At 66.2% G+C, this 16,162-nt stretch carries 13 protein-coding genes, 2 tRNA genes and 2 pseudogenes; 11 read left to right on the top strand and 6 right to left on the bottom strand.

The window, feature by feature from the left end; all coding sequences use genetic code 11:
- Positions 1–90 precede the first annotated feature (90 nt).
- On the top strand, positions 91–1,605 hold the full coding sequence (gene gatB / locus A5686_RS05845; protein WP_067932015.1) for an Asp-tRNA(Asn)/Glu-tRNA(Gln) amidotransferase subunit GatB: 1,515 nt from the start codon (positions 91–93) through the stop codon (positions 1,603–1,605).
- A gap of 35 nt (positions 1,606–1,640) precedes the next feature.
- Here the strand turns inward: gatB and A5686_RS05840 are convergent, their stop codons facing one another.
- Positions 1,641–2,771: a sorbosone dehydrogenase family protein gene (locus tag A5686_RS05840; RefSeq protein ID WP_067932014.1), complete on the bottom strand. Its 1,131-nt coding sequence runs from the start codon at positions 2,769–2,771 to the stop codon at positions 1,641–1,643.
- 251 nt (positions 2,772–3,022) lie between these two features.
- On the opposite strand from A5686_RS05840, the gene A5686_RS05835 reads away from it, so the two are divergent.
- Positions 3,023–3,880, top strand: coding sequence for a DoxX family protein (locus A5686_RS05835; RefSeq protein WP_067932013.1), 858 nt, complete (start codon positions 3,023–3,025; stop codon positions 3,878–3,880).
- A gap of 9 nt (positions 3,881–3,889) precedes the next feature.
- Here A5686_RS05835 and A5686_RS05830 read toward each other — a convergent pair whose 3' ends face one another.
- Complete coding sequence (locus A5686_RS05830) at positions 3,890–4,246, bottom strand: PH domain-containing protein (RefSeq protein ID WP_067932038.1); 357 nt, start codon at positions 4,244–4,246, stop codon at positions 3,890–3,892.
- A gap of 411 nt (positions 4,247–4,657) precedes the next feature.
- On the opposite strand from A5686_RS05830, the pseudogene A5686_RS05825 reads away from it, so the two are divergent.
- The 3 genes and pseudogenes from A5686_RS05825 (at position 4,658) to ilvC (ending at position 8,047) form a co-directional block, all read left to right on the top strand.
- Positions 4,658–6,483: pseudogene (locus A5686_RS05825) on the top strand (acetolactate synthase large subunit).
- The gene (gene ilvN / locus A5686_RS05820) at positions 6,483–6,983 is read left to right on the top strand and encodes an acetolactate synthase small subunit (RefSeq protein WP_067932010.1); all 501 of its coding nucleotides are present in this window, start codon (positions 6,483–6,485) and stop codon (positions 6,981–6,983) included. Before A5686_RS05825 ends, ilvN begins: the two are co-directional and overlap by 1 nt.
- Before the next feature lie 62 nt (positions 6,984–7,045).
- On the top strand, positions 7,046–8,047 hold the full coding sequence (gene ilvC / locus A5686_RS05815; RefSeq protein WP_067932008.1) for a ketol-acid reductoisomerase: 1,002 nt from the start codon (positions 7,046–7,048) through the stop codon (positions 8,045–8,047).
- 71 nt (positions 8,048–8,118) lie between these two features.
- Here ilvC and wrbA read toward each other — a convergent pair whose 3' ends face one another.
- Positions 8,119–8,721 (bottom strand): NAD(P)H:quinone oxidoreductase, encoded by a 603-nt coding sequence (wrbA, locus tag A5686_RS05810; RefSeq protein WP_067932037.1) that lies wholly within the window; start codon positions 8,719–8,721, stop codon positions 8,119–8,121.
- Positions 8,722–8,728: 7 nt separating this feature from the next.
- Positions 8,729–8,884: pseudogene (locus A5686_RS27830) on the bottom strand (hypothetical protein); the annotation flags it as partial.
- A gap of 11 nt (positions 8,885–8,895) precedes the next feature.
- Between A5686_RS27830 and serA the strand changes: the two are divergent.
- A complete protein-coding gene (serA, locus tag A5686_RS05805) occupies positions 8,896–10,482 on the top strand; it encodes a phosphoglycerate dehydrogenase (RefSeq protein ID WP_067932006.1) in 1,587 nt (528 codons plus the stop codon).
- Between the two features lie 37 nt (positions 10,483–10,519).
- Positions 10,520–11,530 carry a 3-isopropylmalate dehydrogenase gene (locus A5686_RS05800; protein WP_067932004.1) on the top strand — a complete coding sequence of 337 codons (1,011 nt, stop codon included), beginning with the start codon at positions 10,520–10,522 and terminating at the stop codon, positions 11,528–11,530.
- On the opposite strand, the gene A5686_RS05795 is transcribed toward A5686_RS05800, so the two are convergent.
- On the bottom strand, positions 11,430–12,734 hold the full coding sequence (locus tag A5686_RS05795) for an MFS transporter (RefSeq protein WP_067932002.1): 1,305 nt from the start codon (positions 12,732–12,734) through the stop codon (positions 11,430–11,432). The two genes, A5686_RS05800 and A5686_RS05795, sit on opposite strands and share 101 nt — an antisense overlap.
- Positions 12,735–12,955: 221 nt before the next feature.
- Here A5686_RS05795 and A5686_RS05790 point away from each other — a divergent pair, with 221 nt between their 5' ends.
- The 4 genes from A5686_RS05790 to A5686_RS05775 all read left to right on the top strand — a co-directional run bounded on the left by A5686_RS05790 (position 12,956) and on the right by A5686_RS05775 (position 15,606).
- Positions 12,956–13,762, top strand: a complete 807-nt coding sequence (locus A5686_RS05790) for a fumarylacetoacetate hydrolase family protein (RefSeq protein ID WP_067932000.1) — start codon at positions 12,956–12,958, stop codon at positions 13,760–13,762.
- The gene (gene gltX, locus A5686_RS05785; protein WP_082947504.1) at positions 13,759–15,237 is read left to right on the top strand and encodes a glutamate--tRNA ligase; all 1,479 of its coding nucleotides are present in this window, start codon (positions 13,759–13,761) and stop codon (positions 15,235–15,237) included. The genes A5686_RS05790 and gltX overlap by 4 nt, the downstream gene beginning before the upstream one ends.
- 151 nt (positions 15,238–15,388) lie before the next feature.
- Positions 15,389–15,460: transfer RNA gene (locus tag A5686_RS05780), tRNA-Gln, on the top strand.
- Positions 15,461–15,533: 73 nt separating this feature from the next.
- Positions 15,534–15,606: transfer RNA gene (locus tag A5686_RS05775), tRNA-Glu, on the top strand.
- 12 nt (positions 15,607–15,618) lie between these two features.
- Here A5686_RS05775 and A5686_RS05770 read toward each other — a convergent pair.
- Positions 15,619–16,131 (bottom strand): pyridoxamine 5'-phosphate oxidase family protein, encoded by a 513-nt coding sequence (locus tag A5686_RS05770; protein ID WP_067932035.1) that lies wholly within the window; start codon positions 16,129–16,131, stop codon positions 15,619–15,621.
- Positions 16,132–16,162: the final 31 nt, after the last annotated feature.

The following is a 16,162-nucleotide window of genomic DNA, read 5'->3' as shown; positions in this document are numbered from 1 at the left end:
CGCCGCGCTCGCGATCACCACGGTGTTGACCGGTGGTGACCCGCTTCGCCCGGCTCCGCCGCGCTCGCGATCACCACTAGGATCGGGCGCATGAGTGTTGCCGCCAGCGCCGATCTGATGGACTACGACGACGTCATCGCGCGTTTCGATCCGGTACTCGGCCTCGAGGTGCATGTGGAGCTGTCCACCGTCACCAAAATGTTCTGCGGCTGCACCACCGCATTCGGCGCCGAACCGAATACCCAGGTATGCCCGGTATGCCTCGGTCTGCCCGGCTCGCTGCCCGTGCTCAACCAGAGCGCGGTCGAGTCGGCCATTCGGATCGGGCTGGCGCTCAATTGCGAAATCGCGCCGTGGTGCCGCTTCGCCCGGAAGAACTACTTCTACCCGGACCAGCCGAAGAACTACCAGATCTCGCAGTACGACGAGCCCATCGCCATTAACGGCTACCTCGAAGCCCCGCTTGAGGACGGCACCACCTGGCGGGTCGAGATCGAGCGCGCGCACATGGAGGAAGACACCGGCAAGCTCACCCACATCGGCAGTGAGACCGGCCGCATCCACGGCGCGACCACATCGTTGATCGACTACAACCGCGCCGGGGTGCCATTGATCGAGATCGTCACCAAACCCATCGAGGGAGCCGGTGCCCGGGCGCCGCAGATCGCCCGAGCCTACGTGACGGCACTGCGAGACCTGTTGCGCGCCTTGAACGTATCCGACGTCCGCATGGATCAGGGCTCCATGCGGTGTGATGCCAACGTGTCGCTGAAGCCGATCGGAACGACCGAGTTCGGCACCCGAACCGAGACCAAGAACGTCAACTCGCTAAAAAGTGTCGAGGTTGCGGTGCGCTACGAAATGCAGCGCCAGGCTGCGATTCTGGCGTCCGGCGGGCGAATCACTCAGGAAACCAGGCACTTTCACGAGACCGGTGGCTACACGAGCCCGGGGCGCACCAAGGAAACCGCCGAGGATTACCGGTATTTCCCGGAGCCGGACTTAGAACCGGTCGCGCCGAGCCGTGAACTGGTAGAGCAGTTACGCCAGACCATTCCCGAGCTGCCGTGGTTGAGCCGCAAACGCATTCAGGACGAGTGGGGCATCTCCGACGAGGTGATGCGCGACCTGGTCAACGCCGGGGCGATCGAATTGGTCACCGCGACCATCGAGCACGGCGCGTCCAGCGAGCAGGCCCGCGCCTGGTGGGGAAACTTTTTGATGCAGAAGGCCAACGAGGCCAACGTGGCGCTGGATGAGCTGGCCATCACGCCCGCGCAGGTCGCCGCGGTGGTGGCTTTGGTCGACGACGGCAAGCTGTCCACCAAGCTGGCCCGCCAGGTGGTCGAGGGTGTGCTGGCCGGGGAGGGCGAGCCCGAAGAGGTGATGACCGCGCGGGGCTTGGCGCTGGTGCGTGACGACTCGGTGACGCAGGCCGCGGTGGACGAGGCGCTGGCCGCCAATCCGGATGTGGCAGAGAAGATCCGCGGCGGCAAGGTGGCCGCGGCCGGCGCGATCGTCGGCGCGGTAATGAAGGCCACCCGCGGCCAGGCCGACGCCGCCCGGGTGCGCGAATTGGTGTTGACCGCCTGCGGGCAGGGTTAGCGGGCTGATCGTACGCCACGCCGCACGGCGAGCGATCAGCTCTTGTCGTCGCTGTTGCGCGGGAATCCGCCGCCCTGCGGGAAGAGTGGGAACACGACGTCGTCCAGCTTCTCTGCGTCCCCGGCCGTCTTGTTAACGGTTGCGCCCCAGACGTTTCCGTCAGGCGACATGCGCAGTGCCCAGGCGTGCGCGTGGGTGTCCTTGCGCACGACGTCGGGTTCACCGGTAACCGCGCCGGTGGCCGCCGCCAGCCGCACCGCGACCGTCAGCTTGGTGTTGATCAGGTTGACCAACACGGTCCCGTCCATCGCCGCGCAGCCGGCCACCCCCGGCTTGTCCGGCCAGGTCCACACCGTGGAAACATCCGACGTTTTGGTGATGCGCTGCAAGCGATCTGCCGTCGGAGTCCGGTCGGCGACATAGAGTGAGCCGTCGACAGGGTCGGTGCACAGGCCGCCGCCGGCACCCACGCCGGTCAGCGCCGTCGTCGGAGGTGCCTGGCCGACGGTGGTGGGCTGCTCGATCCGGAGCACTTTGCCGGCCAGCGATTTGGGGTCGGCGGCCAGCGCCGGATTGCCCGCGTCGCCGGTCATCACGACCAGCGTGGTGGGGCTGGTGAAGATCAACGCTCCGGTGTTCCCGGTGGCGCCCTTGGGGATGCCGGTCAGGATGTCCTTGGGGATGTCGCCGTCGGCGACGCGGATCACCCGGTTGTCGGCCGGCGTGCTGATGTAGGCGTACATCAGGCGGTCCTGCTTGTAGGTGGGCGACATGACGATGTCCATCAAGCCGCCATCGCCGGATGGGTCCACCGGGATCACCGTCTTCACCTTCGGCTCGGCGTTGACGGAGATCTCCTTGACCGCGCCGGTGGTGCGCTCGGCGACGAGCGCGGTCTTGCTGTCGGGGCCCATGATCAAGCCGCTGGTGCTTTCCAGGCAGCCCTGCATCACCCCGGGAGCGGGACAGGCCTTGGGAAACGGTGTGGGCGGCAGTGGCGGCGGCGGGGGAGGCGTCGAGCTGGGCTGCGGCTTCAGCGCGGGGGCCGTGGTGAACGGTTGCGATTGGGCATCGTTGAAGCGCGCGCACCCGCTCGTTACCAGCACGAGGGCGCACAGCGCGGCGAACCCCCGCCGAACCGACCGCCCCGATCGCCCTAGTCGCATGACCGTCAGGCTACGGACACTGCCAGCGGCGCCGCCACACACGCCTCTTGTCCGACGCCGAAAACTCGCTCGCGACCGCTTTGCCACCGCCTCCTTCGGAGGTCCCGCGATTCCCGTCAGGGCCGCCGGGAGCGGTTTGCGGGCCCATTTGGGGCCGATCCGGGCCGATTCGGCGGGCAAACCACCGATTGCCAGGCGAAAGCGCCGCTCAAATCCCCAATTCAGGACTGAATGCCCTTACCCTGACACCCGTGACCAGTCAACCGAATGACGCACATTGGCAACGGCCCGGCGAATCTCCGGAGCCGACCCCGGGACGCCCCGCCTCGGCGCGGCTGGTCGATCCCGAAGATGATCTGACGCCAGTCGGCTACCCCGGCGACTTCAATCCGTCGACCGGGACCACCACCGTCATCCCTTACGGCGGCGCCGCCGCGGTCGCCGGACCCGGCGCCGGGGGCTACAACCTGTTGGAACAGCAGGAGCCCTTGCCCTACGTCGAGCCGCATTCGGCGGCCCGGCACGCTTCCGAGTCCGCCGATGGCCACGATGACGAACACCATGACCGGTTCCACGATGTCGGCCGGCGCGGAACGCAGCATCTCGGTTTGCTGCTGCTGCGCGTCGGGCTGGGTGTGGTACTCGGCGCTCACGGGCTGCAGAAGCTGTTCGGCTGGTGGGGTGGAGCGGGCGTCGCGGGGTTCAAGAACTCACTGTCCGATGTCGGCTATCAGCACGCCGACATCCTCGCCTACGTGAGCGCGGGCGGGGAGGCCGTGGCGGGCGCGCTGCTGATACTCGGCCTGTTCACTCCCCTAGCGGCGGCCGGTGCGCTGGCATTTTTGATCAACGGCCTGCTGGCCAGCGTCTCGGCACGGCCGCACGGGCGAACCTTCTCGTTCTTTTTGCCCGAGGGCCACGAATACCAGATCAGCCTGATCGTCATGGCCGCCGCGATCATCCTGTGCGGACCCGGCCGCTACGGCCTGGACGTGCGCCGCGGCTGGGCGCATCGCCCCTTCATCGGGTCTTTTGTCGCCCTGCTGGCCGGGATCGCGGCCGGCGTCGGGGTCTGGGTGGCCCTCAACGGCGTGAATCCGATCGGCTGATCGGCCTAGTCACTGGTAGGGATTCGGCACCCGCCCCGCGCTGGCCTCGGTCAGCTCCGGCAGGGTGGAGAACGTCACCGCCGGTAACCGCAGCTCGGCGCCGCTTTTGAGGCGCGCGCGCCCCCACGAACCCCGGTGGAAACGCAGCCCGTCGATATCGTCCCAGCGCACCTTCTGGCTGCCGAAAAGCGTCCGCACGGTCACACCCTGGTCGTCGGCGACGGTGCGTAACCGGATGATCAACGCCGATAGCAGCACCGGGAGGATCAGCAGCGGAAGCGACGGCGGCCACAGCAGCACCGGAATCAGCAACCCCAAGGTCAGGAATCCGACGGCCAGATGCGCTATTGGCGACACTTTGATCACGACGGGCGCTGTGGACGGGGTTTGGGGAGATGAGCTGGTGGCCACCCAACCATCATTTCATCCGGCACCAGGGGTCGATCCCGCGAGCACGCGCGTTGCTGCGCCTCGGCCGGCCAACTCGGTGACGGTGGCGCCGACGGTTCCGGATTTGACTGCTGAGCTGTGCGAAGGCTACCGTCGGACGCTATGGATACCGCCGGACAGCCCGGGATGCTCGTAGTAATTGGTCGGCGCGTTGGTGCCTGACTTGCCCTTCAGCATTTGAAGCAATCCAGAACCAACGCGCAACCCTCGTGCAGCAGATGAGCTGTCGGGGGTTTTTTGTTGCCCCCAGTGAGACTCCCCAAACGAATAAGGACTGAACGACAGTGAGCGCTCCCATCAGGCAGCACGTCTCCGCGGCGCCCGACGCTGCGGACATCGCCACGGACGCGGCCAAGCCCGCCGCGAAATCCGCGGCCGGCAAGCCGAAACGTATCGGGCCCGAGCAAGTCACCGGCGCACAGTCGGTGATCCGCTCGCTGGAGGAACTTGGCGTAGAGGTCATCTTCGGCATCCCCGGCGGCGCGGTACTGCCCGTCTACGACCCGCTGTTCGACTCGAAGAAGCTGCGCCACGTGCTGGTCCGCCACGAGCAGGGCGCTGGCCACGCCGCCAGTGGCTACGCGCACGCCACCGGCAAGGTGGGCGTCTGCATGGCGACGTCGGGGCCCGGGGCCACCAACCTGGTGACCCCGCTGGCCGACGCTCAGATGGATTCGATCCCCGTCGTCGCCGTCACCGGCCAGGTCGGACGCTCGCTGATCGGCACCGACGCCTTCCAGGAAGCCGACATCTCGGGCATCACGATGCCGATCACCAAGCACAACTTCCTGGTCCGCTCGGGCAACGAGATCCCGCAGGTGCTCGCCGAGGCTTTCCACATCGCCTCCTCGGGCCGCCCCGGCGCGGTGCTCGTCGACATCCCGAAAGACGTGCTCCAGGGCCAGTGCACGTTCACCTGGCCGCCACGCGTCAACCTGCCCGGGTACAAGCCGAACACCAAGCCGCACAGCCGGCAGATCCGCGAGGCCGCCAAGCTGATCGCGGCGGCCCGCAAGCCGGTGCTCTACGTGGGCGGCGGCGTGATCCGCGGTGAAGCGACCGAACAGCTGCGCGAGCTGGCCGAGCTGACCCGCATCCCCGTGGTGACCACGCTGATGGCGCGCGGGGCGTTCCCGGATAGCCATCCGCAGCACATGGGCATGCCCGGCATGCACGGCACCGTCGCCGCGGTGGCGGCGCTGCAGCGCAGCGACCTGCTGATCGCGCTGGGAACCCGCTTCGATGACCGGGTGACCGGGAAGCTGGACACCTTCGCCCCCGAAGCCAAGGTCATTCACGCCGACATCGACCCGGCCGAGATCGGCAAGAACCGCCACGCCGACGTGCCGATCGTCGGCGACGTCAAAGCCGTCATCGCCGAGCTGGTGGAGTTGCTGCGCCAGGACGGCATTCCCGGCAAGGTCGACATGACCGAGTGGTGGGCCTACCTGAACCAAGTTCAGTCCACCTACCCGCTGAGCTACGGGCCGCAGAGCGACGGCAGCCTGGGGCCGGAGTACGTCATCGAAAAACTCGGTAAGCTCGCCGGCCCGGATGCCCTGTACGTGGCCGGCGTCGGCCAGCACCAGATGTGGGCCGCACAATTCATCTCCTACGAAAAGCCGCGCACCTGGCTCAACTCCGGCGGGCTGGGCACTATGGGGTTTGCCATTCCGGCGGCCATGGGCGCCAAGATGGCCCGCCCGGACGCCGAGGTGTGGGCGATCGACGGCGATGGCTGCTTCCAGATGACCAACCAGGAGCTGGCCACCTGCGCGGTCGAAGGTGTGCCGATCAAGGTGGCGCTGATCAACAACGGCAACCTGGGCATGGTGCGCCAGTGGCAGACGCTGTTCTACGACGAGCGTTACTCGCAGACCGATCTGGCCACGCACTCGCATCGCATCCCGGATTTCGTGAAGCTCGCGGAGGCGCTGGGCTGCGTCGGATTACGTTGCGAGCGTGAAGAAGACGTCGAAGACGTGATCAAGGCGGCGCGGGCGATCAACGACCGCCCGGTGGTGATCGACTTCGTCGTCGGCGCCGACGCGCAGGTGTGGCCGATGGTGGCCGCCGGCACCAGCAATGACGAGATCCAGGCGGCGCGCGGAATCCGTCCGCTGTTCGACGACGAGAGCGAAGGCCACGCCTGATGCACACGCACACTCTGTCGGTGTTGGTCGAGGACAAACCCGGCGTGCTCGCCCGGGTGGCGGCGCTGTTCTCGCGGCGCGGGTTCAACATCGAGTCGCTGGCCGTGGGCGCCACCGAGCAGAAGGACATGTCGCGGATGACCATTGTGGTCTCCGCCGAGGAGACCCCGCTCGAGCAAATCACCAAGCAGCTCAACAAGCTGATCAACATCATCAAGATCGTCGAGCTCGACGACGACAACTCGGTGTCACGCGAACTGGCGCTGATCAAGGTGCGCGCCGACGCCGGCGTCCGCAGCCAAGTGATCGAAGCGGTGAATCTGTTCCGCGCCAAGGTGATCGACGTGTCGACAGAGGCGCTGACCATTGAGGCGACGGGTGACCGCGGCAAGATCGAGGCGCTGCTGCGGGTCCTGGAACCCTTCGGGATTCGCGAAATCGTCCAATCCGGAGTGGTGTCGTTGGCCCGCGGTCCGCGCGGAATCGGCACGGCCAAATAGATTTTCAGCGCAAACAAGAAGGAGATAGAGAAGTGGCTAACCCGTCTGGGGAGACATTGCCGATGTTTTACGACGACGATGCGGACCTGACGATCATCCAGGGTCGCAAGGTCGGTGTCATCGGATACGGCAGCCAAGGACACGCGCACTCGCTGAGCCTGCGCGATTCCGGTGTGCAGGTGAAGGTGGGCCTCAAGGAGGGTTCGAAGTCGCGGGCCAAGGTCTCCGAGCAGGGACTGGAGGTGGACACCCCGGCCGAGGTCGCCAAGTGGGCCGACGTCATCATGCTGCTGGCGCCCGACACCGCGCAGGCCGACATCTTCAAGAACGACATCGAACCCAACCTGAAGGATGGGGACGCGTTGTTCTTCGGTCACGGGCTCAACATCCACTTCGACCTGATCAAGCCGCCGGCCAACGTCACCGTCGCGATGGTCGCCCCCAAGGGACCCGGCCACCTGGTGCGTCGTCAGTTCGTCGACGGCAAGGGTGTGCCCGCGCTGATCGCCGTCGACCAGGACCCGAACGGCGACGGCGAGGCGCTCGCGCTGTCCTACGCCAAGGCCATCGGCGGCACCCGCGCCGGTGTCATCAAGACCACCTTCAAGGACGAGACCGAGACCGATCTGTTCGGTGAGCAGGCCGTGTTGTGCGGTGGCACAGAGGAATTGGTGAAAGCCGGTTTCGATGTGATGGTCGAGGCCGGCTACCCGCCGGAGATGGCCTACTTCGAGGTGCTGCACGAACTCAAGCTGATCGTCGACCTGATGTACGAGGGCGGCATCGCGCGGATGAACTACTCGGTCTCCGACACCGCGGAATTCGGCGGCTACCTCTCCGGCCCACGAGTCATCGACGCCGGCACCAAGGAGCGGATGCGAGAGATCCTGCGCGACATTCAGAACGGCGACTTCACCAAGAAGCTGGTCGCCAACGTCGAAGGCGGCAACAAGCAACTCGAGCAATTGCGCAAAGAAAACGCCGAGCACCCCATCGAGATCACCGGCAAGAAGTTGCGCGACCTGATGAGCTGGGTCGACCGGCCGATTACCGAAACCGCCTAGTTTATTTGCGCCGAACGTGCACTCAGGGCGAATATTTTGCGACTTTTTCGCCGTGAGTGCACGTTCGACGGCTACGACGCCGCAAGGCGCCCCGCCGTCTCGACCACCCGGCGGGCCAGATGTTCGAGGGCGGTGCCGGTGGGCTCGTCGAATTCCTTGATGTTGTCGTGGGTGGTGACCAGGCTCACCCCATAGGGATTGCCATCGACGAACTTGCACGGGTCGGTGTATCCCGGCGGCACGATGATGCCGCCGAAGTGCATCAGCGTGATGTACAGCGAGAGCAGGGTGGTTTCCTGACCGCCATGGATGGTGTTGGACGACGTGAAGCCCGCGTACACCTTGTCCGCGAGCTTGCCCTGCGCCCACAGCCCACCCAGCGAATCGAGGAATGCGCGCAATTGCGCTGCCGGAGAGCCGAACCGGGTCGGTGACCCGAAGATCACCGCATCGGCCCAGACGATGTCGTCGCCGGTGGCCGACGGAAGGTCCTTGGTGGCCTCGTAGTTCGCCGTCCAGGCGGGGTTGTGGGCGAACGATTCGGGATCCAGCGTTTCGGCGACGTGCCGCAGGCGGACTTCGGCCCCCGCCGATTCGGCCGCGGCGGCAACGCGGTGCGCCATCGTGGTGCCGTGGCCGGTGGCCGAGTAGTAGATGATCGCGAGTTTCGTCACGGGCGTCATCGTAGGCGCACCGGTGCCCGCGCCCCCGGCGAAAGGCCGGCTGAGCTTCGGCGACCTGCACTTTCAGGCGGGCCCGGGGGAAGAATAGGGCGGCGGGCAGCCCGTGGGGTCCGCTCCCGACGACGGTGACGTCAACGCGTCGATTACAGCCGATAGGCTGGCCGGGTGAATCTGCCTGTTGTACTCATTGCCGACAAGCTAGCCGAATCAACCGTCGCCGCCCTGGGCGACCAGGTAGAGGTGCGCTGGGTAGACGGCCCCGATCGCGAGAAGCTGCTGGCGGCGGTGCCGGAGGCCGATGCGCTGCTGGTGCGTTCGGCCACCACCGTCGACGCCGAGGTGTTGGCCGCGGCGCCCAAGCTGAAGATCGTCGCCCGCGCCGGAGTAGGCCTGGACAACGTCGACGTCGACGCCGCCACCGAGCGCGGTGTGCTGGTGGTCAACGCGCCGACGTCGAACATTCACAGTGCCGCCGAGCATGCGCTCGCGCTGCTGCTGTCCGCCGCCCGGCAGATCCCCGCCGCCGATGCTTCGCTGCGCGAGCACGCCTGGAAGCGGTCGTCCTTCTCGGGCACCGAGATCTTCGGCAAGACGGTCGGCGTTGTGGGCCTGGGCCGCATCGGGCAGTTGGTCGCGCAGCGGCTCAGCGCCTTCGGCACCCACCTGATCGCCTACGACCCCTACGTGTCGCCCGCCCGTGCCGCACAGTTGGGCATCGAGTTGCTGACGCTGGACGAACTGTTGACGCGCGCCGACTTCATCTCGGTGCACTTGCCGAAGACGCCCGAAACCGCGGGTTTGATCGACAAGGATGCGCTGGCGAAGGCCAAGCCGGGCGTCATCATCGTCAACGCGGCCCGCGGTGGTCTGGTGGACGAGGCCGCGCTGGCCGACGCGGTGCGCAGTGGCCACGTGCGCGCGGCCGGTCTGGACGTCTTCTCCAAAGAGCCCTGCACCGATAGCCCGCTGTTCGAGCTGCCGCAGGTGGTGGTCACTCCGCATCTGGGGGCATCGACCGAAGAGGCGCAAGACCGGGCCGGCACCGACGTCGCCGCAAGCGTGAAACTCGCGCTGGCCGGGGAATTCGTTCCCGACGCGGTCAATGTCGGCGGCGGGGTGGTCAACGAGGAGGTGGCGCCCTGGCTGGACCTGGTGCGCAAGCTCGGGGTGTTGGCCGCCACGCTGTCCGACGGTCCGCCGGTGTCGTTGTCGGTGCAGGTGCGCGGTGAGCTGGCCTCCGAAGATGTTGAGGTGCTTAAGCTTTCGGCGCTGCGCGGGTTGTTCTCGGCTGTCGTCGAGGGGCCGGTGACGTTCGTCAACGCCCCGGCGCTGGCCGACGAACGTGGCATCATAGCCGAAATCAGCACCGCGTCGGAAAGCCCGAACCACCGCAGCGTGGTCGACGTACGCGCGGTAGCGCCCGATGGCACCGCCGCCAACGTCGCCGGCACCCTGTCCGGACCACAGCTGGTGGAAAAGATCGTGCAGATCAACGGCCGCAACTTCGATCTGCGCGCCCAAGGTATCAACCTGGTGATCAACTATGTCGACCAGCCCGGCGCGCTGGGCAAGATCGGCACTCTGCTGGGTTCGGCCGGGGTGAACATCGAAGCGGCGCAGCTTTCCGAGGACACGGAAGGTCCGAGTGCGACGATCCTGCTGCGGCTGGATCAAGACGTACCGGGCGACGTGCGGGCCGAAATCGGCGCAGCCGTCGGCGCCAACAAGCTTGAGGTGGTTGATCTGTCGTGACCGTTGATGCGCGCCGACGCGATGTAAAGCGGCGCCGATGAAGCTGGCGGTGATAGAGGGCGACGGTATTGGCCCCGAAGTCATTTCCGAGGCCATCAAAGTCCTGGACACGGTCCTGCCCGGGGTGGACAAGACCAGCTACGACCTGGGGGCGCGGCGGTACCACGCCACCGGAGAGCTACTGCCGGACTCGGTCGTCGACGAGCTGCGCGCGCATGACGCCATACTGCTCGGTGCTATCGGGGACCCGTCGGTGCCCAGCGGGGTGCTGGAGCGAGGGTTGTTGCTGCGCCTGCGTTTCGAGCTGGACCACCACATCAACTTGCGGCCGGGCCGGCTTTATCCAGGAGTGAACAGCCCGCTGGCCGGCAACCCCGAGATCGACTTCGTGGTGGTGCGCGAGGGGACCGAAGGTCCTTACACCGGCACCGGCGGCGCCATCCGCGTCGGAACTCCCAACGAAGTGGCGACGGAGGTAAGCCAGAACACGGCTTTCGGTGTGCGTCGCGTGGTGGTCGACGCGTTCGAGCGGGCCCGGCGACGGCGCAAGCACTTGACATTGGTGCACAAAACCAACGTGTTGACCTTCGCCGGCAGGCTGTGGTCGCGCATCGTGACCGAGGTCGGCCGGGACTACCCCGACGTCGAGGTGGCGTATCAACATATCGACGCCGCGACCATCTTCATGGTCACCGACCCCGGTCGCTTCGACGTGATCGTCACCGACAACCTATTCGGCGACATCATCACCGACCTGTCCGCAGCGGTGTGCGGCGGAATTGGCTTGGCGGCCAGTGGAAATATCGATGGCACGCGGACCAACCCCTCGATGTTCGAGCCGGTACACGGCAGCGCTCCGGACATCGCCGGGCAGGGCATCGCCGATCCGACCGCAGCCGTCATGTCGGTGGCGCTGCTGCTCGCCCATCTCGGCGAGGAAGCCGCCGCTACGCGGGTGGACCGGGCCGTCGAGCAGTATTTGGCGACGCGTGGAAGCGAACGGCGCGCCACCACCGAAATCGGCGAACGGATTGCTGCCGGGCTCTAGTCTCCAGGCCGGGCGGCAGCAACCGCGCCGGCACCAGCGGCACCGCCGCCAAGGGGAACAACGCGCACAACAGCCATGCCGGTGGGTATTTCGCGGCCGAGATCAAGGCTCCGAACAGTGGGGGACCGGCCGCAGCAACCATCCGCTGGGTGGTGTTCTGGATGCCCAGGGCTCGCCCACTCCAGTACGGCCCGGCGAATTCGGTGATTGCGGTGGCTTCCAGCCCGTTGTCGAGGACCGCGATCACCGTGATGGCTACCATCAGCACCGCTTGCCAGCGACTGTTCAGGTAATCGGCCCACGCCAGCAACACAAGGATCAGCACGGCTGCGGCCGCGATGTAGCGCACCGGTCGCATGCGTGAGCCGAGCCGATCGGACCAACGGCCCACGGCCACGCGACCGAGCGCGCCGAGCAGCTGCGAGAGAGTCACCAACCCGCCGGCGGCTGCGACAGACCAGTGCAAGTTCTTGATCAGCCATACCAGCATGAACGTGATGGTCACCGTTTGCGGCATCATCAACAGACCTGCCACTGCGTGAATTCGCCACAGTGTCAACGACCCTCGGTAAGGGCTGGCGAGTTCCTGATTGCTTGCGCTGGCACGGGGTTTGCGTGGCGGGTCGACGACTCCGACGACGCTCGCTATCGCTCCGACCGCGCACGCGAACGCGGCGAATCGAAGGCCGGCCTGTGGCCCGTGTTCGGCAAGCTCGGGAATTACCAATGCGCCCAACGCGATTCCTAATGGTTGCGCAGTTTGGCGGATGCCCATCGCCAGTCCGCGCTGGTGTGGCGGAAACCAGGCGGACACCAGCCGCCCACCGGCCGTGTTGCAACTGGCGGCGGCCATACCACCGAGAAACAGGTATACGGCGATCATCACGATCGAATGCGCCGAGGCCGCGGCGTAGGCGGCTATCGCGGTGAGCGCCGAGCCGGTGGTCATGACCACCCGCTCGCCGACCCGGTCCAACACGTACCCCCAGAGCACCAGCGTGACCACCATGCCCCAGCTGGGCATCGAGGCCAGCAGACCGGCTTCGTCCAGCCGTATTCCACGCGCGGCTTGCAGCGACGGGATGAGGAACGCGACGCCATTGATGAAGAGGAAGGAACTCGCCGTTGCCAGCAGCGAAACGATCATGATTGACCAGCGCGCGCCCGCACCCAGTTCGGGCGTCGCGGCCGGGTCGGTCTGCATTCCCCATGCTTGCATACCTGCGCGAAATTCAGGGGTAGGACTGGTGCCGGTGCTCGCCAGTGCCATGCCGGCCCGAGGCCCCGCCGACTAGGCGAGATGGGCCGATGGTGACGGCCCGCCACGCCCGGCTACGCCGCGCTCGCGACCGTCACTAGCTCCGATGGTGACGGCCCGCCACGCCCGGCTACGCCGCGCTCGCGACCGTCACTAGGCTCAACCAAATGCGCCTTGGTCGAATCGCCAGCCCGGAAGGTGTCGCCTTCGTCAGTATCGAAGGTGAACTCAACGCCCCAGCCGAGATGATCGCGCGCGAGATCGCCGAACATCCATTCGGCACGCCCAACTTCACCGGGCGATCATGGCCGCTGGCCGACGTGCGGCTGCTCGCCCCGATACTGGCCAGCAAGGTGGTGTGTGTAGGCAAGAACTACACCGATCACATCGCCGAAATGAAGGATATGACCGGCCCGGCGCCGGTGGATCCGGTGATCTTCCTCAAACCCAACACCGCGATCATCGGGCCGAACGTGCCTATTCGATTGCCGGCCAACGCATCACCGGTGCACTTCGAGGGTGAGCTCGGGGTCGTCATCGGCCGGCCCTGCAAGGACGTCTCGGCCGCTCAGGCGGCGGAGAACATCCTCGGCTACACCGTCGGCAATGACGTGACGGCGCGCGATCAACAAAAATCCGATGGCCAGTGGACCAGGGCCAAGGGGCATGACACTTTCTGCCCGGTGGGGCCGTGGATCGTCACCGACCTCAAACCCCTGGACCCGGGCGATCTGGACCTGCGCACCGAGGTCAACGGCGATGTCAAGCAGCACAGCCGTACCTCGCTGCTGATTCACGACATCGGTTCGATCGTCGAGTTCATTTCGGCGGTGATGACCTTGCTGCCGGGCGACATAATCCTCACCGGAACGCCGGCAGGTGTCGGCCCCATCGAGGACGGCGACACCGTCTCCATCACCATCGAGGGCATCGGCACCCTGACCAATCCCGTGGTCCGCAAAGGAAAATCGTGACTGCACCAGCCCGAGTCCGCGTCCGATTCTGTCCCTCGCCCACCGGCACACCGCACGTCGGAATGGTCCGCACGGCGCTGTTCAATTGGGCCTACGCCCGACACACCGGGGGCACCTTCGTGTTTCGCATCGAGGACACCGATGCGCAGCGCGACAGCGAGGAGAGCTATCTGGCGCTGCTGGACGCGCTGCGCTGGCTGGGCCTGGATTGGGACGAGGGACCAGAGGTGGGCGGACCCTACGCCCCCTACCGCCAGTCGCTACGCGGTGAGATCTATCACGACGTGGTGGCCAGGCTGCTCGAAGCCGGAGAGGCGTACTACGCGTTTTCGACGCCGGAGGAAGTCGAGGCGCGCCACGTCGCCGCGGGCCGTAATCCGAAGCTGGGCTACGACAATTTCGACCGGCAGCTGACCGATTCGCAGCGCGCCGCGTTCCTGACGGAGGGCCGTAAACCCGTGGTGCGGTTGCGGATGCCCGACGAAGACCTCGTGTGGGAGGATCTGGTTCGCGGCACCACCAGCTTCGCGGCCGGGTCCGTGCCCGACTTCGCGTTGACCCGCGCTAACGGAGATCCGTTGTACACCTTGGTCAACCCGTGCGATGACGCGCTGATGAAGATCACCCATGTGCTGCGGGGAGAGGACCTGCTGCCGTCGACGCCGCGCCAGCTTGCGCTGTATCAGGCGCTGATCCGGATCGGTGTCGCCGAGCGCACTCCGCAGTTTGCGCACCTCCCAACGGTATTGGGCGAGGGAACCAAAAAGCTCTCCAAGCGCGACCCGCAGTCGAACCTGTTTGCTCACCGCGACCGGGGCTTCATCCCCGAAGGGTTGCTCAACTATCTCGCGTTGCTCGGCTGGGCCATCGCCGACGACCACGATGTGTTCACCCTTGAGGAGATGGTGGCCGCGTTCGACGTGGTCAACGTCAACTCCAATCCCGCCCGCTTCGACCAGAAGAAGGCCGACGCGCTCAACGCCGAGCACATCCGGATGCTGACGGCCGACGACTTCGCCGCAAGGTTGCGCGACTATCTCGACGTTCACGGTCATCGCCTCGAACTGGATGACGCAAGCTTCGCCACCGCGGCCGGCCTGGTCCAGACCCGCATCGTGGTCCTCGGTGACGCGTGGGACCTGCTGAAGTTCCTCAACGACGACGACTACGCGCTCGACCCCAAGGCCGTCGCCAAGGAACTGGGAGCTGACGGCGCCGCGGTTCTGGACGCGGCGCTGCCTGCACTGGACGCCGTGGCGAATTGGACCGCTCCGCAGATCGAAGCCGCGCTCAAGGCCGCGCTCATCGAGAAGCTGGGCCTCAAACCGCGCAAGGCGTTCGGTCCGATCAGGGTGGGGGCGACCGGAACGACCGTCAGCCCACCGTTGTTCGAGTCGTTGGAGCTGCTGGGCCGCGACCGCAGCATGCGGCGACTGCGGGCGGCGCGGGAGACGGCGGGGCGGGACCCCGCTTGAGCGCCCGGGACCGCGTGTGCGGAGTGTCCGTCGAGACTTTGGTAGTCTGCACTGCGGTTTACCGAAAGGCCGACAACGGCTGGCGGCGGCGGACTCCAAAGCGCTTATGAAAGCCCGCAATCGACGCTGACCAGCGGTTTTAGGCAGCCAATGGGGTATGGTGTAATTGGCAACACAGCTGATTCTGGTTCAGCCATTCTAGGTTCGAGTCCTGGTACCCCAGCAAAACTCTGGCCGTTCCCAGCGATTAGGTGGGCTTAACAGGGTGAGCTATGCTGACTGCTCGGATCGTTTCTGGCCCCGTCGTCTAGCGGCCTAGGACGCCGCCCTCTCACGGCGGTAGCGTGGGTTCGAATCCCATCGGGGCTACAAATATCGCGGCTACTGGTCGGTCCCCAGCACCGCTGGTGCTGTCGATCCGCCCACCGGCATGGCCGGCAATCCGAGTTTGCGATGATCCCACGAACGAGCCCGGCGGGTCACGATGCGAACGCAGACCCGCTTGTTCATCATCTGCTCGACGAACGGTTTCATGTCGTCGTCATAGGGACCGGTGTAGCGCTCCCAGACGCTGACGCCCACGCGGTGCGAGACGTCGGGATCGTCGACGATTTCGGCGACGCCCTCGAAGGACACCCCGCGCAATGTGTCGTAAGTGTGGCCGTCCTCGATCAGAAAGCTGACTCGCGGATCACGCTTGAGGTTGATGGCTTTCTGCGATTTGGCCTTGGTCTCCAGCCAGATCTCGCCGTCGACGACGGCGTACCACATTGCGGTCAAGTGAGGCTGCCCGTCGGCGCCGATGGTGGCCAGCGTGCCGGTGCGGCTTTTCACGACGAATTCAGCGATCTCGTCTTCGGACATGACGATGCTCGCGCGCTGATTGGTTCCCATGCCGGTCAGTCTGTCAGGCGGACCGCGGTCA

Source organism: Mycobacterium sp. E2479, assembly GCF_001667925.1.
GTDB lineage: Bacteria > Actinomycetota > Actinomycetes > Mycobacteriales > Mycobacteriaceae > Mycobacterium.
This window is presented reverse-complemented; position numbering and strand designations above follow the sequence as displayed.